20 protein-coding genes and 1 pseudogene are annotated in these 26,652 nt (G+C 60.6%); 8 read left to right on the top strand and 13 right to left on the bottom strand.

Features of this window, described 5'->3' with window-relative positions:
* The first annotated feature begins 131 nt into the window (after nucleotides 1–131).
* From RhoBH5_RS09930 to RhoBH5_RS09920, 3 genes are read left to right on the top strand one after another with little or no spacing between them, the layout of a single operon-like run.
* Nucleotides 132–791 carry a GAP family protein gene (locus tag RhoBH5_RS09930; protein ID WP_007730384.1) on the top strand — a complete coding sequence of 220 codons (660 nt, stop codon included), beginning with the start codon at nucleotides 132–134 and terminating at the stop codon, nucleotides 789–791.
* 15 nt (nucleotides 792–806) lie between these two features.
* Complete coding sequence (locus RhoBH5_RS09925; protein WP_042451601.1) at nucleotides 807–1,520, top strand: GAP family protein; 714 nt, start codon at nucleotides 807–809, stop codon at nucleotides 1,518–1,520.
* On the top strand, nucleotides 1,517–3,217 hold the full coding sequence (locus RhoBH5_RS09920) for a SulP family inorganic anion transporter (protein ID WP_050655018.1): 1,701 nt from the start codon (nucleotides 1,517–1,519) through the stop codon (nucleotides 3,215–3,217). Before RhoBH5_RS09925 ends, RhoBH5_RS09920 begins: the two co-directional genes overlap by 4 nt.
* Here RhoBH5_RS09920 and RhoBH5_RS09915 read toward each other — a convergent pair.
* The 5 genes from RhoBH5_RS09915 to RhoBH5_RS09895 form a co-directional block, all read right to left on the bottom strand.
* Nucleotides 3,209–4,030 carry a hypothetical protein gene (locus RhoBH5_RS09915; protein ID WP_003942972.1) on the bottom strand — a complete coding sequence of 274 codons (822 nt, stop codon included), beginning with the start codon at nucleotides 4,028–4,030 and terminating at the stop codon, nucleotides 3,209–3,211. The genes RhoBH5_RS09920 and RhoBH5_RS09915 overlap by 9 nt on opposite strands.
* Before the next feature lie 14 nt (nucleotides 4,031–4,044).
* Entirely contained in the window at nucleotides 4,045–6,744 is a 2,700-nt protein-coding gene (locus RhoBH5_RS09910) for a helix-turn-helix transcriptional regulator (protein WP_193594811.1), read from the bottom strand.
* 175 nt (nucleotides 6,745–6,919) lie between these two features.
* On the bottom strand, nucleotides 6,920–7,882 hold the full coding sequence (locus RhoBH5_RS09905; protein WP_007730395.1) for an asparaginase: 963 nt from the start codon (nucleotides 7,880–7,882) through the stop codon (nucleotides 6,920–6,922).
* Between the two features lie 15 nt (nucleotides 7,883–7,897).
* Complete coding sequence (locus tag RhoBH5_RS09900) at nucleotides 7,898–9,343, bottom strand: amino acid permease (RefSeq protein ID WP_270008210.1); 1,446 nt, start codon at nucleotides 9,341–9,343, stop codon at nucleotides 7,898–7,900.
* Entirely contained in the window at nucleotides 9,343–10,782 is a 1,440-nt protein-coding gene (locus tag RhoBH5_RS09895; RefSeq protein WP_270008209.1) for an aspartate ammonia-lyase, read from the bottom strand. The genes RhoBH5_RS09900 and RhoBH5_RS09895 overlap by 1 nt, the downstream gene beginning before the upstream one ends.
* Before the next feature lie 216 nt (nucleotides 10,783–10,998).
* Between RhoBH5_RS09895 and RhoBH5_RS09890 the strand changes: the two genes are divergently transcribed.
* Together RhoBH5_RS09890 and RhoBH5_RS09885 are read left to right on the top strand one after the other, a co-directional pair.
* Entirely contained in the window at nucleotides 10,999–11,709 is a 711-nt protein-coding gene (locus tag RhoBH5_RS09890) for a FadR/GntR family transcriptional regulator (RefSeq protein WP_075834731.1), read from the top strand.
* Nucleotides 11,709–12,467: an ankyrin repeat domain-containing protein gene (locus RhoBH5_RS09885; RefSeq protein WP_270008208.1), complete on the top strand. Its 759-nt coding sequence runs from the start codon at nucleotides 11,709–11,711 to the stop codon at nucleotides 12,465–12,467. Before RhoBH5_RS09890 ends, RhoBH5_RS09885 begins: the two co-directional genes overlap by 1 nt.
* Here RhoBH5_RS09885 and RhoBH5_RS09880 read toward each other — a convergent pair.
* A complete protein-coding gene (locus RhoBH5_RS09880) occupies nucleotides 12,452–13,468 on the bottom strand; it encodes a helix-turn-helix domain-containing protein (RefSeq protein WP_270008207.1) in 1,017 nt (338 codons plus the stop codon). The two genes, RhoBH5_RS09885 and RhoBH5_RS09880, sit on opposite strands and share 16 nt — an antisense overlap.
* A 99-nt stretch (nucleotides 13,469–13,567) precedes the next feature.
* On the opposite strand from RhoBH5_RS09880, the gene RhoBH5_RS09875 reads away from it, so the two are divergent.
* A complete protein-coding gene (locus RhoBH5_RS09875; RefSeq protein WP_270008206.1) occupies nucleotides 13,568–14,374 on the top strand; it encodes an alpha/beta fold hydrolase in 807 nt (268 codons plus the stop codon).
* 30 nt (nucleotides 14,375–14,404) lie between these two features.
* On the opposite strand, the gene RhoBH5_RS09870 is transcribed toward RhoBH5_RS09875, so the two are convergent.
* From RhoBH5_RS09870 to RhoBH5_RS09855, 4 genes are all read right to left on the bottom strand, one after another.
* Complete coding sequence (locus tag RhoBH5_RS09870; protein ID WP_020909545.1) at nucleotides 14,405–15,595, bottom strand: lipid-transfer protein; 1,191 nt, start codon at nucleotides 15,593–15,595, stop codon at nucleotides 14,405–14,407.
* The gene (locus RhoBH5_RS09865; protein ID WP_019745839.1) at nucleotides 15,592–16,068 is read right to left on the bottom strand and encodes a Zn-ribbon domain-containing OB-fold protein; all 477 of its coding nucleotides are present in this window, start codon (nucleotides 16,066–16,068) and stop codon (nucleotides 15,592–15,594) included. The genes RhoBH5_RS09870 and RhoBH5_RS09865 overlap by 4 nt, the downstream gene beginning before the upstream one ends.
* Before the next feature lie 212 nt (nucleotides 16,069–16,280).
* Nucleotides 16,281–18,008, bottom strand: coding sequence for an FAD-dependent oxidoreductase (locus RhoBH5_RS09860; RefSeq protein WP_208690122.1), 1,728 nt, complete (start codon nucleotides 18,006–18,008; stop codon nucleotides 16,281–16,283).
* Nucleotides 18,009–18,041: 33 nt separating this feature from the next.
* Nucleotides 18,042–19,049, bottom strand: a complete 1,008-nt coding sequence (locus RhoBH5_RS09855; protein ID WP_003943163.1) for an AurF N-oxygenase family protein — start codon at nucleotides 19,047–19,049, stop codon at nucleotides 18,042–18,044.
* Between the two features lie 277 nt (nucleotides 19,050–19,326).
* Between RhoBH5_RS09855 and RhoBH5_RS09850 the strand changes: the two genes are divergently transcribed.
* The gene (locus RhoBH5_RS09850; RefSeq protein WP_074447109.1) at nucleotides 19,327–20,169 is read left to right on the top strand and encodes an SDR family oxidoreductase; all 843 of its coding nucleotides are present in this window, start codon (nucleotides 19,327–19,329) and stop codon (nucleotides 20,167–20,169) included.
* Nucleotides 20,170–20,280: 111 nt separating this feature from the next.
* Here the strand turns inward: RhoBH5_RS09850 and RhoBH5_RS09845 are convergent.
* Nucleotides 20,281–21,519: pseudogene (locus RhoBH5_RS09845) on the bottom strand (DUF222 domain-containing protein).
* A gap of 62 nt (nucleotides 21,520–21,581) precedes the next feature.
* A complete protein-coding gene (locus RhoBH5_RS09840) occupies nucleotides 21,582–22,568 on the bottom strand; it encodes a hypothetical protein (protein WP_050657001.1) in 987 nt (328 codons plus the stop codon).
* Between the two features lie 484 nt (nucleotides 22,569–23,052).
* Between RhoBH5_RS09840 and RhoBH5_RS09835 the strand changes: the two genes are divergently transcribed.
* A complete protein-coding gene (locus tag RhoBH5_RS09835; protein ID WP_256082940.1) occupies nucleotides 23,053–23,187 on the top strand; it encodes a hypothetical protein in 135 nt (44 codons plus the stop codon).
* Between the two features lie 638 nt (nucleotides 23,188–23,825).
* Here RhoBH5_RS09835 and lanKC read toward each other — a convergent pair.
* Nucleotides 23,826–26,408, bottom strand: a complete 2,583-nt coding sequence (gene lanKC, locus RhoBH5_RS09830; protein WP_270008205.1) for a class III lanthionine synthetase LanKC — start codon at nucleotides 26,406–26,408, stop codon at nucleotides 23,826–23,828.
* Nucleotides 26,409–26,652 lie beyond the last annotated feature (244 nt).

Genomic DNA, 26,652 nt, shown 5'->3' with positions numbered 1-26,652 from the left:
TCTTACTCCCGTACGCGCTCGGGGCGTCATCCCCTACGGGTGAATGTCGTCGCGGGTCCGTTCATCCCTTTTGTGTGAGGCTCCGTAGAGTCGCCACCCCTAGTGTCGACCGGGAGAGAGAAGAGGTCGGCATGGGATCTGTCATCGGGGATCTGTTACCCCTCGCGGTCGGCGTTGCGGTATCGCCGATCCCGATCATCGCGGCAATCTTGATGTTGTTGTCCAAGCGTGCCGGCAGCACGAGCGTCGGGTTCGCGCTGGGCTGGATACTGGGAATCGTCGTCGCCACCGTGATCTTCGTGCTTCTGTCCAGCAAGCTCGGTGACTCCGAAGGTGATCCGTCAGCGACAGTGTCGTGGATCAAGCTGGCGTTGGGTGTATTGCTTCTTGCGTTCGGAGTCAAGCAATGGCGCGGACGCGGAGGCGAGCACGAAACCCCGAAGTGGATGCACGCCATCGATGACATGACCGCTGTCAAAGGCCTCGGCTTGGGCTTCGCTCTGGCTGCGATCAATCCGAAGAATCTGATGATGTGTATCGCGGCCGGAATCTCGATCGGATCCGCGTCATTGGGTTCCGGAGAAGTTGTTGTCGCCATTCTGGTTTTCACGATCATCGCGGCCTGCACAGTGTGCGTGCCCGTGATCGGCTACCTCGTTGCCGCGGAGCGACTGCGTGGTCCGCTGGCCAAGCTGAAGGTGTGGTTGCAGGAAAACAACGCCACGGTGATGAGTGTGTTGATCCTGGTTATCGGTGTTGTTCTCATCGGCAAGGGCATCGGCGGTCTCTGACAACTGGAGGTAGTTATGGGATCGCTGCTACTGCAACAGATCCCGCTGGCGCTCGGGATCATCATGAGCCCGCTGGCGGTTGTCGCCGTTGTGGCCGTACTGTTTTCCGAACGAGCGCGTATCAACAGCATTGCGTACCTGATCGGGTGGTATCTCGGAATAGTTGTCGCGCTGGCCGGTTCGTACGTCATCTTGACCGCACTCCAGGTTCATCAGCGCACACACCCTCCGCTGTGGGTGCCCATCATCCATCTCGTTCTCGGGGCAACTCTGCTGGCGGGTGCCTGGTTCGTCTACTCACGCAGTCGTCGCGGGGTTCAGGCGATGGCGGCTGCAGTTGCCCCTGGCGACGTTGTGGCTGCGGCCCCTCAGCTGCCGAAGATGCTGCAATCGGTTGAGCACTTCCAACCAATGCGATCCGGTGTGCTCGGTTTCGCGCTGTTCGTTCTCAACCCCATCGACATGTCGTGTGCCATCGCAGCAGCGATGAACCTTCGTCTCAGCACCGTGGCACCGACGTCGCAGATCGTCTCGGCCGTGATCTTCTCGTTGGTGTCCGTGACCTCGGTCGCGGTACCTGTTGCCCTCCTGCTGATCAAGAAGGACGAGGCAACCGAACCGCTGCTGAAGATCCGCACCTGGATAGCCACCAACACGCACTTGCTGAACGTCGGGCTCCTCGTCCTGATCGCGGCGATGCAGATCAGTAAAGGGGTGCAAGGACTATGAGTGCTCCGCACACGCGGACCTGGTGGGTCTTCGGATCGTTGTCCGACTATCAACGCGCTTGGCTTCGCCCCGACATCATTGCGGGCCTTACGGTGTGGGCTGTCCTTGTTCCGGAAGCGCTCGCGTACGCCACCATCGCCGGAGTTCCGCCGGTGGTCGGGCTTTATGCTGCGGTTCCGTCATTGATTCTGTATGCAGCAGCCGGCAGTTCGCGCCATCTGATCGTCGGGCCGATGTCGGCGACCGCAGCGTTGTCCGCGGCGATGATTGCGCCATTGGCTTCAGGAAACGACGGCCGATTCATCGCGCTGTCGGCGGCATTGGCGATCGTGACCGGGCTCGTCGGACTGCTCGCAGGATTCATGCGCCTCGGATTCATCGCGTCCTTCATCTCCGAGCCGGTTCTCAAGGGATTCATCGTCGGTCTGGCGCTCACGATCATCATCGGTCAAGTACCCAAACTCCTGGGCGTGGACAAGGGGGAGGGAAACTTCTTCGTCCAGACGTGGACAGTGGTGAAGGAACTGGGTGAGGTCGACCTACCGACCGTGATCATCGGATTGCTCAGCCTGGCAATGGTCCTGGGCGTCAAGCGATGGCTTCCGCTCGTACCGGGTTCGCTCCTCGTCGTGCTGCTGGGCATTACCGCAGTAGCGTTGTTCGGCCTCGACGATCGTGGCATCGACATTGTCGGACACATCGACTCGGGCCTGCCGTCGATGGGTCTGCCGAGTGGTGTGGGAGCCGAGGACTACCTCGACCTGGTCGGACCTGCGGTCGGCGTTCTGCTCATCGGTTTCGCCGAAGGTCTTGGCGCTGCAAAGACATACGCGGCCAAAGCCGGCTACACCATCGACGCCAATCGTGAACTGGCAGGACTGGGTGCGGCCAATCTCGGATCGGGTCTCTGCTCGGGAATGGTGGTCAACGGCAGCCTGTCGAAGACCGCCGTCAACGGAGGAGCGGGCGCCAAATCTCAGGTCAGCGGACTGGTGGTCGCGGCGCTGACGCTGGTGACACTGCTGTTTCTCACCGGCCTGTTCGAGAAGTTGCCAGAGGCGACGCTCTCGGCTGTGGTCATCGCAGCAGTGATCGAACTGGTCGATTTCTCCTCCCTCGCAGCGCTGTACCGGGTGTGGACGAAGAGGTTGGGCAGTATCTACGGGCACGCTGCCCGGGCCGATTTCGCGGCGGCGATCGCGGCGATGTTCGGGGTTCTCCTCTTCGACACGTTGCCCGGTCTGATCATCGGAATCGCCGTCTCGATGTTGCTGCTCCTGTATCGGGTCTCCAAACCGCACGTGGCCGCTCTGGCCAAGGACGGCACGCGCTGGGTCGACATCAGTGGGCATCCTGATCTGAAGACACTCGACGGCGTCGTAGTGGTCAGGGTCGAAGCGGGGATGTTCTTCGCCAATGCCGATCACGTGCGTGATCAGATCACCGGTCTGGTGACCGCCGGCACCACCATGGTCGTTCTCGACGCCGAGACGTCACCGTTCATCGACGTCAGCGCTGCGCAGATGTTGGCTCAGCTTCGAGATTCGTTGGCACGCAGAAATGTGAGCTTCCGAGTGGCACGCGACATCGGGCAGTTCCGCGACGTTCTGTCCGGTGCCGACCAGGGCGCGCTGAAGGTCGACGTCTATCCGACCGTCTCGAAAGCGCTTGCAGGTCGAGACAACACCTCAGCGTGATGTCCGTAGCCAGATTCCCAGGGGACCGGAATCTTTGGCCACTGATCCGACGATCGACGACGCGACAACCACGATGGCCGAGAAGATGAACAGCCAGCCGATGACGGTGAACATCACGCCCAGAAGACCGAACTCGTCCTGCGACGTCTTTGTCATTCGGGGGAGGAAAAGAGTGCCGGCCACGTGCAGTCCGGTCAGGCCCGTCGCGGTGAGCAATCCTGACCCGACGCACATTCGAGTGGTCATGCGATTGGCCGTCAGCAGCATGGGCACGGCTGTCCACACGAGTGCCCACACGACGTAGACCGCTGTGAATTCCAGGACTCTGCCCACTCCCGGAACACCATTCAGTTCACGGCACAGGGCCGCACCGACCACCGACGCGGCCACGACGCACACTACCGCGAACCACCGCCACGCCTGACGGAGTGTCGCCGTCGGCACGCTCCAGATCCGTCCGTACATCCGGCCGAGAGCGCGAGCGTAGGACGTGGAACTGATCAGCAGCATGAGCAAGCCGACAATCCCGAACGCTGCCGCGGTAGAGGTACTGGTCAATACGGTGTCGGGGAGTTGGACGCCGAGGTCGTCTTTGGCGGCATCAGCCAACGGCTTCAGCTTCTCCAAGGTCGACGCTGCAATCATGACCGGGAGCAATGACGTAAAGGCCTGGGCCGCCAAAGTCATGGCGCTGTCCACGAGCCCGACTTCGAAGACCCCGATGGTTGCATCAGTCGCCAACCGTCGACTGGGTGTACGTCTCGCCCACACGGTCAATCGATCGCGCGTATCGGAATACAGCTTCGGGGGCATGGAAGCAGTCTTGCTCAGATGAGTCCGCCGCGTCGCGCAGCCTTGAGCGCGTCGCGTCGGTTGCTCACTTCCAACTTGCGATAGATCCCGCGAAGATGCGTCTTGATGGTGTTGACGGAAAGGAACAGCGTGTCGGCAATGGACTCGGTGGTGTCTCCGGAAGCCAGTTCACGGAGTACGGTGTATTCGCCTGGCGTGAGGATCGGTGCACTCACCAATTCTTGTGGGCGAATGCGGCTACGTACCTGTTCGGCAAATGCTTCTTGATCTCCGAAATGTCCACTGAACTCGTCGAACACCGGCCGCAGGGATGCGCCGTAGTCGAGGAAGGGGCGTAGCAGGCTACCGGCTTCCGCGGCGCGCAGCGCTTTGTGGAGGGAGCGAAACGACTTGCGCTCGTGACCTGTTGCAGCGTGGATCCCGGCTTCGAGTGTCCAGGCGTAGACGTGATGTGCGAGCAACGGGATTTCGGAGGACCCGAGAGCTTCGGAAACTTCGACGAGTGCTTCCGCGAACTTGTTGGACGAGAAGGCGACGGCACCCCGTGCGAGATGTATCTCCGACGTTTCTCCGAATTGATCGGCTGCGTCACGCACGAGTCTCGCTGCCCATTCCACCTCGCCGACGGAAAGGCATGCGTGGACGACGGGTGGTAGAAGAGCCAAGGTCGCGAACGCGAAGGTACGTAATTCGATCGCGCTGAGCATCGCGTCGCGGACATCGGCGGCGGTCGAGCGTCGGTCGGTCGAGCCGTCGAGACTGTGAAGGCCGAAGGTTACGACGGAGTGCCACCCGAACACCGGCGCGCTGGCGCCGAGAACGTCTGTGCTCCGGTAGTTTCCGATTGTCGGGATGCGGTACGGGAGTTCGCTCGAAGCGCAGAGATATGTGGCAAAGGCGGCCACCGACGCGGACAACTCGTACTCCGCAGTCGTCGTGATGCGATGTTCGACCGCGTAGTCGAGAGCGTAGACGGAGTGAGCCCTCATCGCCCCGATGTCTCCGCTGAGAGAAGCTACGTAGCCCAGTCCGGTCAGCGACTTCAAGACGAATCGCGCCCTGCCCCGTATTGTCCCGAGTGCGACGGCTTGAGTGTATTCGACAGTCGCCCTGTCGAACTCACGTCGCAGTAAGTGTGCCGTCGCCAATTCCATGTGTGCGTAGGCTTCGATGTCGGAGTGGGTGCTTTTCTGGCGCCGCTCCAGACGTGCCGCCAGCGGCTCGTTGTCGGAAGTCGCCGTAACGCAGGAGATTTCCAGGCTCATCGCCAGGAACAATGGATCTTCTGCAATCGGTGGATGAGTTGCCTCGAGAAGATCGAGGCACGTGGTCGCCGAGGTCACGTCACCGGAGTGGAGGGCGGCCGCCGCCAGCACCAGTCGGGTGATCGGGGATTCCGAAACCTGCGTCGACACCGATTCCAGGACTCGCACGACGTCCCCGCAGTGCCCGTCGAGTACGAGGCCCAGCCCGCAGCGTTCGAGAAACGCGAGAATGCGGTGTGGGTCTCCGATCGACACCTCGAGTTCGAGCGCCTCGAGTTCGAAGTGATTGCTTTCGAACCAGCTTGCTGCTCGCAGGTGTACGCGGTTTCTCTCGACGTGATCGACGCGACGGAACTCTGCCCGAAGGTGCTCGCGCAAGAGAGGGTGATAGCTGAACCACGTTGTGTGGTCGGCGGAATCGGTACGGGTCACGGGGAAGTTGAACTGAATCAGCGAGTCGATCTCGGATAGAGCGTTCGAGTCCGTCAGAGTTTCCGCCAGTTGGGCGGAGAAAGAATCGACTACCGATGTTCGCAACATGAACGAGGTGACATGTTCGGGCAAGGACGTCAGTACCTCGTCGACGAGAAAGTCGGCGATCGGGCGGGGTGTGTGCGTGAACTCGTCCAGTGCATCGCCGATGTCACTGCGGCCGGCCAGAAACGCGGCGGTCAGGCGAACAACGGCGCCCCACCCCTTGGTGAAGTTCTCGACGATTGCGAGTTCGTCGTCGCGCAGCGTGATGTCGTACTCGCCGAATATCGCGGTGATCTCGGAGCGATCGAAAGCGAGATCGGTGGATGCAAAGCGGGTGAGTCGGCCGTCGAGAGCCAGACGATGCCACGTGAGCGGTGGTTCGTAGCGGGCGGCAACGATAATCGACAGGTTGCCCGGGGTCTGTGTGAGTATCCGATCGAGGAGACCGATCGACATCGGATCGTGGAGGGTGTGAACGTCGTCGAGGATCAACGTTGTTCGGCGCTCGTGCGTTTCGAGGGTTTCCGCAAAGTGCGCGAGCCACTGCTCGACGGGCGGCCTGGATCCGGTCTGCACGGGGAGCCTCTGGCCGGCCGCATCGACGGAGGTCGCGATCGCCTCGGCGAGGGATTCACACAGTATCGACACGTTGTTGTCGCGCTCGGCCAACGTCAGCCAGGCCAGCGCAACATCAGGGGAGGCTCGAGAATATTCGCGAGCCCAATCGGCCAGAAGTAGGGTCTTCCCCGCACCGGCCGGAGCCGAGAGCAACCCGACAGGCCCGGGGCCTGAGCCTTTGGTGGCAGTGGATGCGGTGAGTTTGCGGTGCAGGCGCGGACGCGCGACCAGTCCTTTCACGGCAGTTGGCGGGTGAAAACGACCGTTGAGTGCGGCGCCTGGCACGTGCGCTTGCCCGACGCGGTGAGCCGCGTCGAGCGTTACTGCAGCGGCATCACGAAATGGGCTGCTCATCCGACTCCTGTTCGACTGGCTGCACTGGACGTGACCGCTGGATCGAAATTTTGAACGAGTTAGATGATGTGAAACTACCCAATTCGGACACCAAATAAGCGTCCAAGTCGAAAATTCGGACCAAAGTCCCTGATTTAGTGGAGTGAATTTCGAACAATGAATGGTGTCGCCAGTTCTACCGCCCGAACGGCGGGGTGCGAGCAAACCTCGAATAGCGGTCGAATACCTTTTCCAGGCCCACGAGATCCGGATCTGACAACAAGGCTGCCAGAAGTACACGTGCCTGCCCGGCTCGAAGATCGGTGGAAAATACAGCGCCTGCGGCGATCAAGTCGTGCCCGCCACCACCGCCACCGTAAACCGGGGAGATTGGCCCCGAGGGCACCCGAGTTGTCACGGCTACCGGAATGTGAGCGCCTACGCAGTCTCGTACGGCCTCGACTATCGTCGGATTGGCATTTCCCGAACCGAGTCCGTCGAGAACAAGTCCCTGCGCCCCGGCGTGCACGCAGGCGTCGATCTGTACGCGGTCTGCCCCGGGATACACGGCGATGATGTCGACGCGGGTATCCGAAATCGGATGCCACGGCAATGGTTCTGGCGTGCGCAGCAGGAGCGGATCGATGTGCACGCGGCGGAAGGCATCGAGTGCCGTTGTATCGGACTTTCGCGTACCTGCGGCTGGATGGACCGAACCGCCGAAGGCGATGAGGACACCACGCCCGTGTGACGAGATGTCCAGTCCGGCTGAGATCGCCGCGGCGAGATTCGAACGAGCGTCGGATTCGGGATGGTCGAAAGTGCGCTGCGCGCCGGTGAAGACCACCGGGCGTTGGTCGTCGTGGTGCAGGTCCAACAAGAACGCAGTTTCCTCCATCGTGTCGGTGCCGTGAAGCACGACCACCGAGTCGAGTCCGGGATCTTTCAATTGATCGGCTACGGCGTCGCGAACACGATCCATGTCCGCGAAGGTCATGCTCGAGCTGTCCTTCGACATCACGTCGACGACTCGAAGCTCGATGTCGGTCTGCTCGTTGCCGACCAGATCTGCACCGGTGATTGCGGGCCGGCTGATTCCATGCGCATCCCGGGTGCTGGCGATGGTGCCACCGGTAGTGACAACTGCGACTTTCGACACTGTGGTCCTTTCACGTCAAGCTGCGGGGTGGTGGATGGCCAACTCGCGAATACGATTCCTGGCGGCGTACCAACCAATCATCAAGAGCGGTGCGATGATCGCGATGGATCCGACGGTCCACGTTCCAACAGGGTTGTCGAATGCCATCAACACGATAACGACCGCAAGAAAGACCAGTGTCGCGATCCCGGTGTACGGTGCGCCGAATATGCGGAAGGAAGGGCGAGTGACTTTGCCTTGTTTCGCAAGTTGCCAGAGCCTCAACTGGCACAGCACAATTACCGCCCATGCACTGATGATGCCCAGTGCCGCAAGATTGAGGACTATTTCGAAGGCCTGCGCTGGGACAACAGCATTGAGCCCGACGCCGAACAGGATGACCACGCCGGTGAGTGCGATTCCCCCGTACGGCACTCCGGCTTTGTTCATTCTGGCAGCGAAGGCAGGCGCCGAACCGGCCGTCGCCATCGAATGGAGTATTCGTCCGGTCGAATACAATCCGGCATTGAGGGAAGACAACGCCGCCGTGAGAACGACCAGATTCATGATCGCATCTGCGCCTTGGATGTTGATCGAACCGAAGAATGTGACGAATGGACTTTCACCGGCGTGGTATTCGGTGTACGGGAGCAACAGTGAGAGCAGCAGGACCGACCCCACGTAGAAGACGAGGATCCGAATGATCACTGTGTTGATCGCCTTGGGTATCACCTTCCGGGGATTTTCGGTCTCTCCAGCCGTGGTCCCCACGAGTTCAATTGAAGCGTAGGCGAACACGACGCCCTGAATCACCACGACTGCCGGCAGTATTCCGTTGGGGAACAGCCCACCGTTGTCGGCGATCAGGCTGAATCCGGAGGAATGCCCTTCGATGGGTGTGCCGAAGAGTACGAAATAGACACCGAACCCGAGGAATGCGGTCAAGGCCACGACCTTGATCAACGCGAACCAGAACTCCAACTCTCCGAAGACTTTCACGGACACGAGATTCAGTCCGAGAACCAGCAACACCGCGATCAGAGCGAACATCCACTGATCGATGTGTCCCAGTGGCGCCCAGTACTTTTTGAAGAAGTTCATGTACAACGCCACAGCCGTGACGTCGACCACGGCAGTCATTGCCCAGTTCATCCAGTACAACCATCCCGCAGCGAAAGCCATCTTTTCGCCGAAGAATTCGCGTGCGTAGGAAACGAAGGATCCGGAAGTCGGTCGGTGCATCACCAGTTCGCCGAGCGCCCTCAGGATCAGGAACGCGAAGAATCCGCACAGCGCGTACACGAGAACCAAGGCCGGGCCCGCCTGTTGTAGTCGCCCTCCCGCCCCCATGAAAAGGCCGGTTCCGATCGCGCCACCGATCGCGATCATCTGAATTTGTCTAGGGCCGAGCGCCTTCTGATATCCGAGATCCTCCTCAGTGGCAACTTCGGCGCGGCCTGTCCCTTCCCGTTCGACGGTCATCAAACCTCCTCCGCAACAGCGGTGGCATGAGGCTTCTCCCCCGAAACGCGGAGATTGGCGAGATGTTCGGGGCTGAGCAACCGATCGAGTTCCTCGCGGTCGAGCAGGCCGGCTTCGATTACGAGATCGGCGACGCGACGCCCGGAAATCAACGCCTCCTGGGCGATCCGAGTGGACGCGGTATATCCGATGTAGGGGTTGAGCGCGGTGACGAGGCCGATGGAGTCTTCGACTCGGGCGCGCAGCAGTTCAGTGTTAGCCGTGATGCCGAGTACGCACCGGTCCGCCAAAATGCGGCAAGCCGCACCGAGGTGTCGCATTCCTTCGGACAGTGAGTGCACGATGATCGGCTCGAAAGCGTTGAGTTGGAGCTGACCGGATTCCGCAGCCATCGTGATCGTCACGTCGTTGCCGATGACTTCGTACGCGACCTGATTGAGGACTTCGGGAATGACAGGATTGACCTTGCCCGGCATGATCGACGAACCTGCCTGCACCGGTGGAAGATTGATCTCGTTCAATCCGGCTCGCGGGCCCGAAGAGAGCAGCCGGAGATCGTTGCACACCTTGGACAACTTCACAGCGACCCGCTTGAGGACGCCGGAGAGGTGGACGAACTGGCCCACGTCTTGGGTCGCTTCGACCAGATCCGTTGCCAACACCAGCGGCAGTCCGGTCAGTGCGCGCAGGTCGGAACAGGCCACCTCGGCGTAGCCGGCGGGTGCGTTGAGGCCAGTGCCGATAGCAGTCGCGCCGAGGTTGATCTCGTGAACGAGAAGAGCGGCCTCAGCCAGACGCGCCCGATCCTCCTCGATCATGACCGCGTAGGTGCCGAACTCCTGACCCAGAGTCATCGGCACGGCGTCCTGCAGTTGGGTGCGTCCCATCTTCACTGTGTCGGCGAACTGAAGAGATTTGGTCGTGAATGCGTTCTGGAGTGTAAGAAGTGCATCCAGCAGGTCATCGATCGCGAAGATCGTCGAGATATTCACGGCCGTGGGGTAGACGTCGTTGGTCGATTGGCTCAGGTTCACGTGTTCATTGGGGTGAAGCCGTTCGTAGTCGCCGCGCTGGTGGCCGAGGATTTCCAACGCGCGATTGGCGATGACCTCGTTCGCATTCATGTTCGTCGACGTGCCGGCGCCACCCTGGATGACGTCCACCACGAACTGTTCGTGCCACCGCCCGTCCACGATCTCCTTGCATGCCTGTGAGATGGCCTCCGCGCGCGGGCGGTCGAGGATGCCCAGCTTTTCGTTTGCGCTGGCTGCGGCCCACTTGACGTAAGCGATGCCGCGGATCAGATGCGGGTTCGTGGAGATTGTTCGACCAGTGATCGGGAAGTTCTCCATTGCGCGCAAGGTGTGGATACCCCAGTACGAATCGGCTGGAACCTCGCGATCGCCGAGCAGATCGTGTTCTGTTCGCGTTTCGAGCACTTGATCAATTCCTCGTGTCTCTTCGCGCAAGCATCACTCTGCGCGGTGGGTGTATTTCGGGATCGCAGCGCTGACGGTCGAGTAGTAGTCCCGCCCTGCTATCGGGCTATCAGGCTGTCTGACAGGTGTAATTGTTACCTCGCTCACTCCGGCACGTCAACCCTTCATCAAGTGCGATGTTTGACGCGGGACTTCGGCAGTCGCAACAATGACGGCATGAACCTGTCAGACAGCTGGGCCACCAGGCGACCCGTCGCCTCGCGGGTGAGTGCTGCCGAGGCGGTTCTCGCCGACCTCCGTGCCGCAATAACCTCCGGCGAACTGGCAGTCGGAGAGCGTCTCCCGTCCGAGGCGTCCCTGGCCGAAAGACACGGGGTCAGTCGATCGGTCATCCGTGAAGCCCTGCGCTCGTGCCATGCCCTCGGGCTCACCGAGACGAAATCCGGGCTCGGCACCTTCGTCGTCAGCGATTCGATAGCGCGAGACCTCGACTTCGGCAGCTACGCGGCCAACGAGTTGGTCGAAGCGCGGCCGCATGTCGAAATTCCGGCCGCAGGGTGGGCTGCCCAACGGCACACAGTGGAGGAGTTGACGGCCCTCCGCGGACTGGTCCAGCAGATGCGTGACGAGGATGATCCGCTCGTATGGGTCGCACTCGATGCGCAGTTCCACGGACTGATCGCGAAAGCCAGTAGGAATCGGGTCTTCGAGTCGGTAATCGTCGATATTCGTGAAGCGTTGACAAGGCAGTCCGAGACACTCAATCTTGTTGCCGGTCGCCAGGAAAGGTCGAACGAGGAACACGAACGAATAGTCGAAGGAATCGCATCCGGCAGTTACGACCACGCCTCCAGGGCGATGGCCGAACATCTGGACGCCGTCAGGATGACGCTCGAAACACTTGTCCAAGAAAGTGATTCGTTGTGATGGCGCGGCCGCGCAGGTCTGTCCTCGCCTGCGCAATCTTCGCGGCATCGGTGACCGGAGCGTTGGCTGGCTGCAGTTCGTCCGACACCCCGCTGACGCCGACAACCGCGGCGTCAGCACCAACAACGGCAGCTGTACCGCCTACGGGTGTAAATCCACCATCGACGCCGGAATCCGAACGCGCGCTCTTCGATGCTGTGGACCGCAATGATCCCGCAGCTGTTACCGCTGCCCTGACTGCCGGCGCGAACATCGAAGCGCGCGGCGAGGGCGAACGGACTCCACTCGTCGAGGCCACCAAGAACAACGCCGTCGCTGCGGCTTCTACGTTGATTCTTGCCGGAGCAGACGTGAACGCGAAGGATTCCATGCAGGATTCGGCCTTCCTGTATTCCGGAGCCGAGGGGTTGAACGAGATTCTGGCGCTCACGCTCGCCCACGGCGCGGACGTCGACAGCGTGAACCGTTACGGCGGTACGGCGCTGATTCCCGCGAGTGAACACGCGCAAGTCGAGACCGTCCGGATGCTGATCGCTGCCGGGGTTCCGGTCAATCACGTCAACGATCCCGGGTGGACGGCGCTACTCGAAGCCGTTGTGTACGGCGATGGTTCGGCGCGCTATATCGACGTGATCACTCAGCTTCTCGACGCGGGGGCAGATCCCTCGATCCGCGATGCATCGGGGAAGACCGCGTTGGACAATGCCGAAAGTCGTGGTCAGTCGGACGTTGTGGCGCTGCTTCAATTGCGGAGCTGACGCCAACGAGTCGGGCTCAGCCCGTAGGCCTGTCGAAAGCGTCGGCTGAAGTGTCCGGCGTCGACAAACCCCGCCCGGTGCGCAACGGTCGCGATCGGCAGGTCGACGGTAGCGGGTCGAGCCAGTTCGTCCCGAGCCTTCTGCAGGCGCTGGGTGATGATCCACTGTTCGAGCCGGAATTCGTTGTCCGAGCAGATCTTGTACAGCTGTCGCAGTGAGATGTTGTGGGCGTGAGCAATTCGTGCGGGATTCAGTGTCGGATCGTGAAGGTGTTCACGGATGTATCGACGGATCGAAGTCATGGCAAGGGCCGATCTCGGAGCGGATGCGTCAGGATTCGCATGTGCGATCGAAGCGACCAAAGCACGCGCGAGTTCGATTGAGGCCTCGCCCAATTGTTCGGCGGCAGGATCGGTCTCCAACAGAGCGGCGCTGCGGAACAATTCACGAACGTGCGCGATCATCACGGGGTACAGATTGCTGTGATGAGGCCGGGTAGCTGCGTCCCGCACGGTGTCGATCGGCAGTCCCAGCCGATCCATCGGAACGTAGAGGCACTGGGAAGCGCCCGTTCCCGGCCAGGAGAAATCGTAGGTAGACGTCAGGTCCGTCATCAACAGTTCACCGGCGGGCACTCTACGTTGTTCGTCGTGCTGATCTAGATGGCCGATCCCGCTCTCCTGCAGGGCAATCGCAAGGACGGGCATCGACGCGGACCGGACGTGACGTGGTGTTCGGGTCAACCGCATACCGGTCGACTCGGAGCGGAACAGTGATGCTGCACCGAGGTTCCACACGTTCATTCTCGCACTCACCCGTTCCGGGTTCTCCAAGTGGATTGCACACGGGACCGAGGCACGACCCATCGCGTCGACAAAGGCGTCCGCGCGTTGGTCAGGCTCCAGCACGGAAGTATCCAGGAGCAAAGCCATGCAGCCCTGATACCCCGCGATGCGGACGCTCAACCAGAAGTTGTGCAGTGTGAGCTCAAAAGTCTGCACGGACAGTCACGTCCGTCGCAGCAGGTATTTCTAGGATCGAAACGGGCGTGTCCCGGCTTACCGCAGTTTCTCGCTTTTCGACGAGAGTGAAGGAAACGCATGAAGATCTCACGTGTATTCACCGCAGTTCTGGCGTTACTCATGACAGTCGCGGCTGGAGTGATCTTCGGCTCCGGCGCTGCGGTGGCGAGCCCCAAGCCAACCGTCGTTCTCGTCCACGGCGCTTTTGCCGACGCGACCAGTTGGGACGGCGTTGCCGCCGATCTACGCTCGCGTGGCTATCGCGTCGTGACGCCGGACAATCCTCTACGCGGGCCCGCTTACGACGCGTCCTTGATCGAGAAGACGGTTGCGGACATCGACGGACCTGTCGTGCTCGTCGGACACTCGTACGGCGGCGCGGTGATCACCAATGTTCACGACCCGAAGGTGCAGTCGTTGGTGTACATCGCGGCGTTTGCTCCGGTTCAGGGTGAGCCGGTGCAGATCACGATCGATCCCATCAGGTTTCCTGGCAGCCAATTGCTTCCTCCGGCTCTGGGATTGAAGATCATCGACGATCCTCACGCGATCGGCGGGAAGAACGTCGACGGCTACGTCACGGACGAGTATTTCCATTCCGTCTTCGCTCAGGATGTTTCCGGCGAGACAGCGGCAACGATGTTGGCGCATCAGAAGTCTGCGGCTTTGTGGGCGAACCTCGAGCTCGGCGGGCCACCGTCGTGGGCGAACACACCGAGCTGGTATCTGGTTGCCGGTGAGGATCGCGTGATCCCAGCATCGGCGCAGCGGTTCATGGCAAACCGGATGGGCGCGAACACCAGCGAACTCCCGACCTCGCACGCATCGCTGGTTTCCCAGCCAGGGGCAGTGGCAGACGTGATCGTGGCGGCCGCTCACGGGTGAGTGTGCGACCGCCACGAAAGTTGAACAGGGTCAGGCGGAAACGATTACCGAGGAGCCGTGTCCGAACAGACCTTGGTTGGCGGTGATACCGATGCGGGCGCCTTCGACCTGACGGCCTTCGGCCTGTCCACGAAGCTGCCAAGTGAGCTCGCACACCTGCGCAAGTGCCTGTGCGGGAACGGCTTCGCCGAAGCACGCGAGACCGCCGGACGGATTGACCGGGATGCGGCCTCCGATACTGGTGTCACCCGCACGCAGGAGGTGCTCGGCCTCGCCCCGCTTGCAGAGGGCAAGGTCTTCGATCCAGTCCAGTTCCACGGAGGTAGCGAGGTCGTAGACTTCGGCGACGTCGACGTCCTCGGGAGAGATCCCGGCTTCTTCGTATGCGGCGTAGCCGATGGATTCCTTGAACGTGCGCTCCGGAGCCGGGACGGCGGAGCTGGAATCGGTGGAGAAGTTCGGCATATCCATGATCGTCTGCGGGAACGTTGGCGTGACCGTCGAAATAGCCTTGATGCGAACAGGTTCCGCGATGCCCATCTTGCGGGCGTATTCCATCGACGTCAGCAAGATTGCGGCGCCGCCGTCGGACGTCGCGCAGATGTCGAGCAAATGCAGGGGATTGGACACCACGGGGGATGCCAGCACGTTCTCGACGGTGACTTCCTTGCGGTAGCGCGCATTCGGATTATTGAGTCCGTGCTTGGCGTTCTTGACCTTCACGTTGGCGAAGTCCTCCGCGGTGGCGCCGTAGAGGTCGATGCGACGACGCGCGTTGAGCGCGAAGTACGCCGGGTTGGTCATACCCATGAGGCGGAAGCGCAGCCAGTCCGGGTCGTCCCAACGCTCACCGGCGACGGGAGCGAGGAAGCCCTTCGGCGTGGTGTCGGCGCCGACGACCAGGGCAACTTCGCTGAGGCCGGCCAGGATTCGTGCGCGAGCGGTGTCGAGTGCCTGGGCTCCCGTCGCACACGCGGCGTACGACGTGGCGACGCGAGCGCCGTTCCAGCCGAGTGCCTGGGCGAAGGTGGCTCCGGCGACGTATCCGCCGTACCCGTTGCGGACGGTCTCGCCGCCGACGATGAAGTCGACGTCCTGCCAATTCACGCCCGAATCGGCGAGCGCGGCGCGAGCGGCGGCAACGCCGTATTTCACGAACGACTGCCCCCACTTGCCCCAGGGGTGCATTCCGACACCGAGTACTGCGACGTCCTTGCTCATGACTGCGACTCCTGATCAGCTGCGGCGACAGGCTTCCAGCGCCACGTCGTACGTACTCCGGTTTCGTCGGTGTACAGCGGCTCGACAACCAATTCGACGGTATTGCCGACCTTGAGATCGTCGACGCCGAATCCGTCGGCCACCTGGCCGAGGATGACGATCCCCTCGGGCAGCTCGACTGCTGCGAGAGCAAAAGGCTCGTACGGATCCGAGCGCGGGATGTACGGCGGCGGGGGCTGGTACTGCGCGTCTGTGTACGACCAGACAGTGCCGCGGCGGGAGAGTTCCACGTCGTCGAACTCCTCGCTGAAGCAGCTCGGGTTCTTGCAGAACGTCGCCTCACGAGGGAAGGAAATGGTGCCGCAGGATTGGCACTTCGTGCCGATCAGAGCAGGTTCGTCGCCGGTGGTGAACCAACCCTCTACTGCAGGCGTCACACTCCCGTTCGGCGCCGGCGTTGCAGTCTCGCTCATGCAATCCTCATCTGGTTGGCGAGCCTGATCCGGGGGATCGTGGGCCCGCTGTGCCGCTTACTGGAACAGGTTGCAGTATTACACGATTTCGGCCGCTGACGGGCAAAAATTTTCGCTGAGTGGGACGTTGCCGGAACGCAGACGGCCCCGCCGGGCAGACGAGTCTGCAGGCGGGGCCGTGTGCGTGAAAGTAGCTGTTTACCTGTAGCGGATCAGCGAACGCGTACAGGTCGACCGAATCGACGCGTCGGTTTCACCCGGGCCGCAGCGTCGAGGATGGAGGTGATCTCGACCTGATCCAGAACCTTTTCGCGGGCACGATCGTGCGCAGCGCCGCGTTCCAGTTCCGCCTTGTCGATGGCATGCCAGCCCTCGCGGTCGACGACGTCGGACTGTCGCGCCCGGACCAGACGATCGACTGCGGAGTCGTCGGCGACCGGGTTGGTCAGGCGTCCGTCGTTGAAGTCGTCGACGAGCATCCTGATCGTTTCCTGCGCGCAGGACTTGTTGGTGCCGATGAACCCACTCGGTCCGCGCTTGATCCAACCGGTCGCGTAGACCCCGGTGGCGGGATCACCGTTCGGAGCTTCGAGGACTCGGCCGTTCTCGTTCGGAATGACCGACGCACGCTCGTCGAACGGGACGCCGGGGATGGGCACTCCGCGGTAGCCGATCGAGGTGAGGACCAAGCCGGTATCGATGGTCTCGGTATCGCCGGTTGCTTCGATCTGCACGGTTCCGTTTGCGTCGACAAGAGCGTTGCGAGCGAACGCGATTCCGCTGACCTGATCGTCGCCGGTGATCGAGGTCGGCGTGAGCAGGTAGCGCAACGTGATGCGCTTGTTGCCGACGTCGACGTGATCGCGGTTCTTCAGGGCTTCGAGGAGACGCAACTTCTGCTCGACGGCATGCGGGAGTTCGCCGCGTTTTGCCAGTTCTTCGGTGGCCGAGTCGAGAACCATGTCGTCGGGTCCGACAGAGAGTTCGATGTCCGGCAGTGCCATCAGGCCGGTGAACTCGGGGACCGTGAACGCGGACTGCGCGATTCCGCGTCGACCCACGATGACAACTTCTTCGACGCGACTCTTCCGCAGAGCGGCGAGTGCGTGAGCGGAGATGTCGGTACCGGCCAACTTCTCGGGATCGGCCGTCAGAATGCGAGCGACGTCGAGCGCGACATTTCCGTTTCCGATGATGACCGCGCGGCGATGTGAAAGGTCGAAGACGTCGTCGGCGTGATCGGGGTGGCCGTTGTACCAGGCTACGAAGTCGGTGGCCGAGGCCGTGCCAGGCAGATCAGCGCCCGGAATGCCGAGACCACGGTCGGACGAAGCGCCGACTGCGTAGAGCACCGCATGGTGATTTTCGAGCAGTTCGCTGTGCGAGATGTGCTTGCCGATCTCGACGTTGAGGTAGAACTCGAAACCCTTTTGTGCGGCGATCTTGTCGAACAAGCGAGTGACCTGCTTGGTCTTCTGATGGTCCGGAGCAACGCCGGCGCGAACCAAGCCGTAAGGCACAGGAAGGCGATCGAAGACGTTGACCTGCACGTCAGGCTGAGTCAGCAACTCGTCCGCGGCGTACATCGCCGACGGTCCGGAACCGACGATCGCAACGCGCAACGGCGGTCGGCCCTTGTCGACGTGGGCTGCCGGGATGACCTTGGCGAGAAGCGGCCTGGGTCGCTCTTCCTTGTAGAAGTCCGCATTGATGGACAGGAAGACTCGCTGCGGGTCGGTCAGCTTCGACTCGGGGACGATGGCGTCGACCGGGCAGGCCGAGACGCATGCGCCACAGTCGACGCAGGCCTGCGGATCGATGTGCAGCATCTCGGCGGTGAGGAAGTCCGGCTCGTCCGGCGTCGGATGGATGCAGTTGACCGGGCAGGCGTAGACGCACGAGGCGTCGCTGCAACAGGACTGCGTGACTACGTGTGGCATGGCGCTATGAGTCCGATCTCGACTGTCCGGGAGCTACGCGGCGGCGTTGTGCGAGCTGCGGTGAGGTTCGCTACGGAAGCGTGATGCGCGGCCGTCCATCTTGCAGGCCTTCCACACCAGGCGCGAGGCACGGTTCATCAGGCCGGTGTCGGTGGCCAGCATGCGGACGTCACCGAAGTAGTTGCGCAGGGTCTGGCGCGACTCGGGCAGATCCCAGAACAGGTCCTTCTTCACGGACTTCGGGATGTCGAACTGCTTCCAGAAGGACTTCGGCGGGATGACGATGGCGTCACAGAGAATGCGCATGACGATCGGGAACAGCAGCGAGAGGACGAACCGGTTCGGGCGTGACATCAGCGGGATGCGACGGCTCAGAAGCTTGTGCGCGAACGAGATGTGACGCGCTTCCTCGGCTACGTGGATGGCCATGACCGACTGCATGATCGGGTGGATCTGGCCGCCGGCGCGCAGGATGCTCTTCTGAATGTGGTCGATCGGCTCTTCACCGGCGAGGACACCGACGAAGAACAGTTCGGGGAACGGACCCGCAGCGAGGGGAATGAAGGGTGCAAGCATCTTCATCGGACGGCTCATCCCGGGAGCGTCGGCACCGATGCGGTTGACCATCTCCTGGAACATCATCGTGTGGTTGCACTCTTCGACCGACTCGTGCGTGCAGTAGCGCGCCTCGGCCGAATCGTTGGGCAGTGAGAAGACGTACTGCATCATGCCGCGGATCAGAATGTTCTCGAACTGGAGACCGACCTTCGCGACATTGGCCTGGCGCCACATGCCGATTTCGATCTGCCTGGCCTCGGACTGCGACTGGTACCACGGGTGTGCACCCAGCGGGTCAGTCTCGGCCGGGAGGATCCAGCGGCGATCGTTCGGGACGACGGCAAACTCGGGGGAGTCCCAGTCGATGTCGAGGTACGGGTCGAAGTGCTTGTGCACCGAGCCCTCGGACAGGAGTCGAAGCGTCTCGTTGTACGAGTCGTCGGATGCTTCTCCGCGCTTGTCGAGCGGCGATGTGAGCGTCATGGCGTCTCCTCTTCGTTTCGGTCACCGCTGGTATTTCTCGCGGTGTTCGGTGGAATCGAGGGCCGGTTGTGTGATCGCTGGCACTCGGTCTGGATTTAATGTAACCCGAGGTATCAGGAAAAGCTAGTGGCAGATACTCCTGAATCCCGACGAATTCTTGACACGGCCGAAACGGCGCCATAACTTACTTTTGAGTAATTTCCGCGGTGCGTCCGAAGTGGGCTGTTCAGGGACGGGTTCGCACCGAATCGCACGCGAAGATCGAACCGAGGCCGACGTGATCAGATCGATTCTCAGCAATCTTGCATTGAGACCGCCGACGCGTCTGCGCTCCCTTGTTCCGTCTCGCGGCGTCACGCTTTCCGACAAGACCATCGTCCTGACGGGAGCCTCGTCGGGGATCGGTGAGGCGACAGCTCATCTATTGGCTCGTCGGGGAGCCGAGATGATCCTGGTCGCGCGCGGTGAGGAAAACCTCGAACACGTACGGGACGAGATTCACCGCAGGGGAGGATGGGCACACATCGTGCCTGCGGACCTCTCCCGCGGTGAAGCCGTTGACGAACTCGCGGAGACGATCGCGGATCGATTCGGGTCGGTCGACATCCTCGTCAACAATGCGGGTCGCTCGATCCGGCGCACCGCGTTGGATTCGGTCGACCGATTCCACGACTACGAGCGCACCATGGCGCTGAACTACTTCGGGCCGACAAGACTGACGTTGCGGCTACTGCCCGCAATGCTCGAGGCGAAGTCCGGACACATCATCAACGTCGGAACCTGGGGAGTTACTGCCGGGGTGATGCCCAGGTTCAGCGCCTATCACGCGTCGAAGTCTGCTCTCAGTGCATTCGGCCGAAGCCTCGGCGCGGAATGTCACGGCACCGGTGTCGATGTCACCACAGTGCAATTCCCACTCATACGAACACCGATGATCGCGCCGACGGCGGATTACGTGAGCCAGCCGGCGCTGACGGCCGATCAAGCTGCATCGTGGATCTTGAGGGCGATCAATACGCGTCCCGTCGAGCTGTATCCGCGGTACGCGGGGCTGTTACGAGCGATTGACGTTGTATCCCCTTCTGCCACTGACGCTCTCGTGCGAAGGGCCGGGATCTGAGGGGCTGGGATTTGAGGGGTTGGGATCTGAGGGGTTGGGATCTGACCAGAAACGTGCACCAGCACCGGGGCATGGTTCGTCCCCGGTGCTGATGTATTCGATTGTCGCGGTTCAGGCTGCTGTAGGTGGGCTGTTCCCGCCGATCGGCTGTTGATACGGATCGATCGACATCGGTGGATAGAACACCGATTTCCGATCCGGGCCGATCTCGACACGCCACTCGGTGTGATGCAGCGTCCGATGATGATGGCCACACAACAGAATCAGATTGTCGAGATCTGTTGGGCCACCATCGTTCCAGTGAACAATATGATGAGCATCGCACCACCCCGACGGTGTCCCGCACCCCGGAAACGCACACCCACCATCACGAACCGCCAACGCCCGCCGCTGCGGAACCGTCGCCGTTCTCGCTTCCTTGCCGCAGTCGAGCGGAACACCATTCTCGTCCAACAAGATCCGCGTGATCGTGCAGTCGCACGCCAGCATCCGTGCGGTGTCGATACTGATCGGGCCCACCCAATCCGTCCACGCAAATCCCAACTCCTCAGTGGACGGCAACAGGTCTTTCAGAACTTTAAGGTCGGTCATGTCTTTCGCGGACGCGGTGACCGTGATGTGCGGTTTCACCCCGCCTTCGATCGGGCCCTACCCCGCCCGCTCGTACCGGCGCAACAACTCGCAAAACCCGTCCGCACGCCGTAATGCCGGAGTACGCGTGTCCTTCACGCCGTCCTTCTCCGGTGTCGGCGCAGACAGGCTCGACAACAACGTGATCAACCGGGCCCCGTTGATCGCATCCAGATCACCCTTCACAGTGACCCGCCCGTACAAGCCTTTCGAGGCGTAGAACTCGTTACGTTCGGAATCCTCGCCGACCGGGACGCCGTCCTCGCGCTTGCCGTACTGCTTCTCGATCCGCCGAATCGCCGCCCGCACCGCATCGCAATCCGCAATGTTCTTCGACGCCAACGACAACAAAATCCCGCGAGCCCTGTCCACATCCGCCAGGGTCATGTTCTTCGGCGGATGCTGACAAAACGACGCCACCTGCCGCGCCTTCAACGCATCCACGTCACCGCGATGAAACGCATCCGCGACAACAGGTTCGAGCATCAACAACCGCGCCAACCCGACCAGCAGACTGCACTCACCGATCTCCAAATTCGTCGAACCATGCAACCACTGCGCGATCGCCCGAAAACCCTTCCCGCCGAGAACCTCACGGGAAAACATCTCCACGATCAGCAACACCAACCGCGACTGCAACTCGTGCCGGACACGCACCAGATCCAGAACCTCCCCCTTGAGGCCCTCGCCATCCAGCTGCCACGCATCCCGACTGTCCATGCCGAAAGCATAATCGAACAGAGTTTCGAACACAAGAGAATGTGGATCGAAAATTGCTGCTATCAAATCGATTTCGACATTTCGGACAGTCGGTTATAGGCGGGTCGCCGACGAAGTCCACGTGCGCCGACGAGTGCGAGCGCCACCATCAACCCGGAGCACAACAGCATCACGGCAGTCTCGATGAACTGAAATTGCCAGTACCGGCTCTGTGGGTGATAGATCACGGCATAGTGATCGATTCCCTGTTCTCGAAGGCAGTTGTCGACCTCGAGGTCTTGCTGCTTGCGATCGGAATTGTCTGAGCCCCAGCACATTGTGTAATCGGCGTCGATCATGTTGCCATCCGTATCGGCGAAGCCGGCATCGATGACCCACCTCGAGTCGAGATTTTCATACGGCGACGGTGCATATTCCGCTGCACGTGCCAGTCCGTCGATGGGTTGCACTTCAGTGTCGGGGGCCAAGTAATGCTCGCGCATCGTCGCGCTCAGTGCGACGGGCACGATCAAGAACGCGAGAAGAGTCATGACCATCGCGAAGACGGTGTTGCGGATGAGCAATGCGGCTGCGCTGCCGGTAGTCATTGCTAAAAAGGTGTAGGCGCCGAAGACGATTCCCGTCGTCTGAAAATTGGGGAACTCCATCAAGGAAAACGAGGTGGCCTCATTTGTTGCCGCCTGTCCCCGGCCAAGCGTCTGAGTCCAGCCGAGCACCAGGCCCAGGACTGCCATCGCAAGGGTGATGGGAACGAAGACCACCAGGACCCGCAAGAAATACCATCGAACAAGGCTGGTGGACTCGAGAAAATCGAGGTTTTCGGGACCCTGCTCGAAGTCTCGGGCGAATGTGGTGACGCCGACCAGCATTCCTGAGGCGAACGGTAGTAGGAGTACGAGAAGCGTCGTCAAGGTGAGAGCGGTGTCGGCACGGCAACTGCCACCTCCGTCGTACCAGCGTGAGCAGATGTCGCCGAAGTCCCAACTCTCGCCCGAACGCTGAACGAACCAGCCTGAAAGTGCGGCTGTCAGGATCAGGAGGAATATCATCGCCAGTGACCATACGATCTGCCCTCGGCATTGCCGCCAGGTCGCGTAGATCATCGGCGAATGCAGCTCGGTGAAGTGTGGATGCGTTCCATGATGAAACGATACCGTTCATTCTGTAATGGGCCTGCCACGCGGAACCGCCAGATTTCGACATTTTGTGTAGGACTTAAGTACGAGTTCACCTATGAGTAAATCGTCTAATATCCTACTTAAGGTGGGATCTTTGAAATAAAGCGCAAAAACTGGCACATGTTCTAGGATTTTGTCTACGGTTACATCCACATCGTGATCGCTCGGCCCCAGATCCCGCAATACGGGCGACGGATAATAGTACCGACGACATGCGAATGTCCGTTGCGAAGGAGTGGGAAATGTTAGTTCCGTTCTTGCAGGCGATTCTGAATTTCGCCTACGGGTCAATCGATGCCGGTGGAGTCGTCATCGACGGACTCGTCGGAATCTCGAGCGAATAGGAGGATGTGAGATGAATTCATCTGATCTGGGTTCGGTTTCGGCGCTCTTGCCCATGATGCTGACTGCTTTCAAGTCCATCATCACAATGCCTTTCGCGCTCTCCGTGGACTTCGGCCTCGACGTCCCGTTCAATCCGTTCAAATAGATTAGGGAGGGCGAAAATGGGTTCCTTGGAAGATGTTTTTGGTCTTTTCACCGGGTCACTGTCAGCGATCCACGTCAGCTTCTTCGAGATGCTGACTGCATTGTCGAGCGACGGGTGGGTGCAGGGATGACCTTCCGATCCGGCAACTCGCAGCTTAAGGAGGTGAGTATCTGATGCTTTTTTCTTTCTTGAGTAATGCTCTGGGTTCGCTTCGAGATGTCAGCGGCTTGGCAGTGATGGGAAGCATGATGATTCCCTCGTTCAGCGCGGAATGACATTGCAATACGGGTCGCTTCGTCGATAGTCGACGCGGCGACCCGTATTTTCTTTTCGATATGGATCGTAAAAGCCGATACCCCGGACTTGCTCCGAGGTATCGGCCTGAGGTCAGAGGCAGAAGAAACTGAGCGAACTGATTGCCGCGTTCTGCTCGAGCTGGCCTGCGTCTCCGACGTTGCCGGCGGCGACTGACAGATCTTGAAGGGAGAGAATAGCGTCCATTGTCATTTCCTTTGTTGATCGGCGTTCTTGCCGATGGATTTGATCGATCGAGTTTGCTTGCGGTGTTGATTTAATTCCAGGTTTTTCGCCTGGTACTTCTGTGCTCCAATCTGCCGTGGGTGATAACTTCCGAACAATTAGGCGATGTGGCAGTTCGACGCGCACATCAGTGGAAACGACTGTCGGGCAGTTGCCGATCGGGTATATCGGAGCAACGCCAGTATTCCTGCAGATCCGGTTGCCCAGTCTGTCGAGAGTCTCAGGTTCTGTTCACCTGGAAAGTGCAGGCCTCCTGCGTGATTGAGGCTGTGCAAGCCCAGAAGCTGAAACTGCTGTGCAAGCGTCTGTTCACAATCGGCGCCGGCGTATGGAGTCTTGGAGAGTTCGCTGAGAAACAGAATCAGCCCGGCTCGCCCGTTGAGTAGTCCGGCTTGGGCAGTGAATTCGACTTTGGCGGCGCGGGATATCGCACGCACCGCAGCTGCGTAACGCGGTTCGTCGACATGGCGCAGAAGTTGTAGAAGTACCAGGCCCACACCGACAGACCCGGATCCGAGATACGGCATCGTCCGGCGCTCCTCTCTCAGCTGCATCGACCCGTCAGGGCACATCGACATCACAGACAGATCGATGTCGACGAGCTGGCGTGCGTGTTCCAGCGATCGAGGATCACCACTCAGTTCGTAGTGGCGAGTCCAGAACAGTGCTTGTCCGCTCGGTCCCCGCATCAGCCCACCTCGGCCGGCCACTGCCCAAGGTGTTCCGCCGGCGTCGCGGACATGCAAGCGAGCAGCTGAAATTCGTTCGCGCAGAGTCTCGGTCACGACAGCGAGAGTGGGTGACACAGTCGGTCGTGAAACCGATTCCTCGAGTAGGAGGCAACCGATTCCGGAAAGGCCGCTGAAAAGGCTGGAGTCGATGTCGTCGAGTGGGGCTCGACGCAAAGTCTCGACCCACCTGTCGGCTGTCGAATGTCGCCCGTGATGCCGAAAGGTGTGCACCGCACCCGCGAGCCCGTCGAAGAAACCGAACTGTGGTTGCGTATCCGAATCAACCTGATGTTCAGTCCATTCCAGGACTGACTCCAAGGTGTCGGTGGGAAGATCATCGGCGAGCAGGTTTCCGCACGAGCCGTGCGCAATGCCGTAGCCGTTCACCTCGAACTGGGCGATGTCGCCGGGAAAGAGTCGATCAGGGCGGGAGAGATCAAGCGAGGCGAGGATGCCGCAGCGCAATAGAGCGGCCGCCCGTTGCAGGTTTTCCCCGGGCGACGTGTCCCAACGATGCGGGCGATTCTCCGGTTCCGGCGCCTGTACGTCGAGCATCGAATAGAGCGAGGCACCGAAGGCACGAGGAAGATCGAAGCGAGACACCGCATAGTCGATGAGTTCGGGAATCTTGTTGCAATCGAGAGGGAACAATGTAGTAAGTGGGACAAAGAGTCCCAGCTCGATGCATCCCAACGAGTATCGATCCGCCGCGATTCCTGTCAACTGTCGAGGTGCTGTGTATCCGGGGGCTCCGGTGGACCGGGGCGGATGCTCGTCGATGTTGTGGGCCATCTCGAAGTCGATGATCCGAATACCGGACGGTGAGCACATGACGTTGCCAGGGTGAAGATCGGCATGAACGATTCCGGCGTTGTGGAAGCTCTCGACTGCGGTAGTCAACTGTTGTGCAATCTCGAGTGCCCAGGTTCTGTATTCCGTTCGGGAACTGAGTGTCTGGTCGGCGCGTATCAGTGGGTGGCGGAGCGCAACTTCCTGATTCAGTGGAGTGCCGGCAGCGCGCTCGGTGACAAGGAAGTGGTGTCCCTCGCGCTCGAACAAGCTGATGGCAGAAGGTGTGTACGGGTTGTCGGCAAGGTGAGTCAACTTGTCGTACTCGTTACGGATGCGGTCGATTGCGTACCGGCCGTTTGCGTCCGGGGCGGTAAAGGGACGGCCTTCTTTGATGACCAGATCGATGCCGGCGTCGTCGAATGCGGAGTAGATCCCCCCGCTGTTGCTGAAGTGCAGGGCTTCATTGATCGAATAGGGGAATTCGTCATGTGATTTCAGCTTGTCTTGCTGCGCGCGAACGAAGTCCGGGATTTGTACCCAGTCCGGAGTTCTGAAGGAAGTGCCGCGCACATCGGGTTCGAGCGATCCGTCAGGACGCCGAATTGCCGGGACGCGATCGCCGAATGAATCGTAGGTCTGCATGGGCAGATACGCGCCGTACCGTAAGTAGAGCGGTCCCCGGTTCCATCGCACATCGCTGAGGATGTACGGCCCGTCGGCACCGGTGACAAGCTTGTCCAGTTCGGTGATGACACGTTGTGTGGCAACACCATCCGCCGGATAGATCGTGATGAATTTTCCGCTGGAAGTTCGATTGGCCTGCTTGCTGTTGGACAACATGAGGTCTGCTGCCGTCCGAAGAAATTTGAACGGCACATGATTGTGACCGCAATACACGGAAACGGTATCGAGCAGCTCCTGCGCGTTGGCTCGGGTAGCGGAGCAGTGAATCTTCCATCCTTGTTCTGGCAGCAGACCGTCGGGCGGTTGGAAGTAGTTCCACGGTCCACTTTGGGGACCGCGCCGCCAGAGCGACCAATCCACCGACTTCGCGGGGATAAAGTGCTGGTCAGTTGATGTATCTGGTTGGGTGACCGTTCTGATTCGGTCGTAGAAATGCGAGTCGGCACGCGTGAAGGCAACGTATCGCAGGTCCACGCCAAACCTCCCAGTCGGTCCCCCTGCGGTTGTCATCGATTGGTGCCACGCCCCGAATCCCCTGTGGCTTGGATTGCTTGTGGCGGAAGGTTATCCGATTCCGGACATTTCGGGCGAAGATTGAAAACCTATCATTCGAAAGTACTAATGAATGGCGTGGGCCAGGCGAGGTCACTGATCGCCCAGCTTTTAGTCGGCCGCATTTGTTTCGAGTTCGGAGGCCCCCTCTTGACGAGAGGATCAA

The sequence above is a fragment of the Rhodococcus sp. BH5 genome, from assembly GCF_027583855.1.
Taxonomy (GTDB): domain Bacteria; phylum Actinomycetota; class Actinomycetes; order Mycobacteriales; family Mycobacteriaceae; genus Rhodococcus_F; species Rhodococcus_F qingshengii.
This window is presented reverse-complemented; position numbering and strand designations above follow the sequence as displayed.

Bases quoted from the DNA above. Each gene is read 5' to 3' on its own strand.
- RhoBH5_RS09930 (WP_007730384.1), top strand. From the start codon at position 132: ATGGGATCTGTCATCGGGGATCTGTTACCCCTCGCGGTCGGCGTTGCG.
- RhoBH5_RS09925 (WP_042451601.1), top strand. From the start codon at position 807: ATGGGATCGCTGCTACTGCAACAGATCCCGCTGGCGCTCGGGATCATC.
- RhoBH5_RS09920 (WP_050655018.1), top strand. From the start codon at position 1,517: ATGAGTGCTCCGCACACGCGGACCTGGTGGGTCTTCGGATCGTTGTCC.
- RhoBH5_RS09915 (WP_003942972.1), bottom strand. From the start codon at position 4,030: ATGCCCCCGAAGCTGTATTCCGATACGCGCGATCGATTGACCGTGTGG.
- RhoBH5_RS09910 (WP_193594811.1), bottom strand. From the start codon at position 6,744: ATGAGCAGCCCATTTCGTGATGCCGCTGCAGTAACGCTCGACGCGGCT.
- RhoBH5_RS09900 (WP_270008210.1), bottom strand. From the start codon at position 9,343: ATGACCGTCGAACGGGAAGGGACAGGCCGCGCCGAAGTTGCCACTGAG.
- RhoBH5_RS09890 (WP_075834731.1), top strand. From the start codon at position 10,999: ATGAACCTGTCAGACAGCTGGGCCACCAGGCGACCCGTCGCCTCGCGG.
- RhoBH5_RS09885 (WP_270008208.1), top strand. From the start codon at position 11,709: ATGGCGCGGCCGCGCAGGTCTGTCCTCGCCTGCGCAATCTTCGCGGCA.
- RhoBH5_RS09875 (WP_270008206.1), top strand. From the start codon at position 13,568: ATGAAGATCTCACGTGTATTCACCGCAGTTCTGGCGTTACTCATGACA.
- RhoBH5_RS09870 (WP_020909545.1), bottom strand. From the start codon at position 15,595: ATGAGCAAGGACGTCGCAGTACTCGGTGTCGGAATGCACCCCTGGGGC.
- RhoBH5_RS09865 (WP_019745839.1), bottom strand. From the start codon at position 16,068: ATGAGCGAGACTGCAACGCCGGCGCCGAACGGGAGTGTGACGCCTGCA.
- RhoBH5_RS09860 (WP_208690122.1), bottom strand. From the start codon at position 18,008: ATGCCACACGTAGTCACGCAGTCCTGTTGCAGCGACGCCTCGTGCGTC.
- RhoBH5_RS09855 (WP_003943163.1), bottom strand. From the start codon at position 19,049: ATGACGCTCACATCGCCGCTCGACAAGCGCGGAGAAGCATCCGACGAC.
- RhoBH5_RS09840 (WP_050657001.1), bottom strand. From the start codon at position 22,568: ATGATATTCCTCCTGATCCTGACAGCCGCACTTTCAGGCTGGTTCGTT.
- RhoBH5_RS09835 (WP_256082940.1), top strand. From the start codon at position 23,053: ATGAATTCATCTGATCTGGGTTCGGTTTCGGCGCTCTTGCCCATGATG.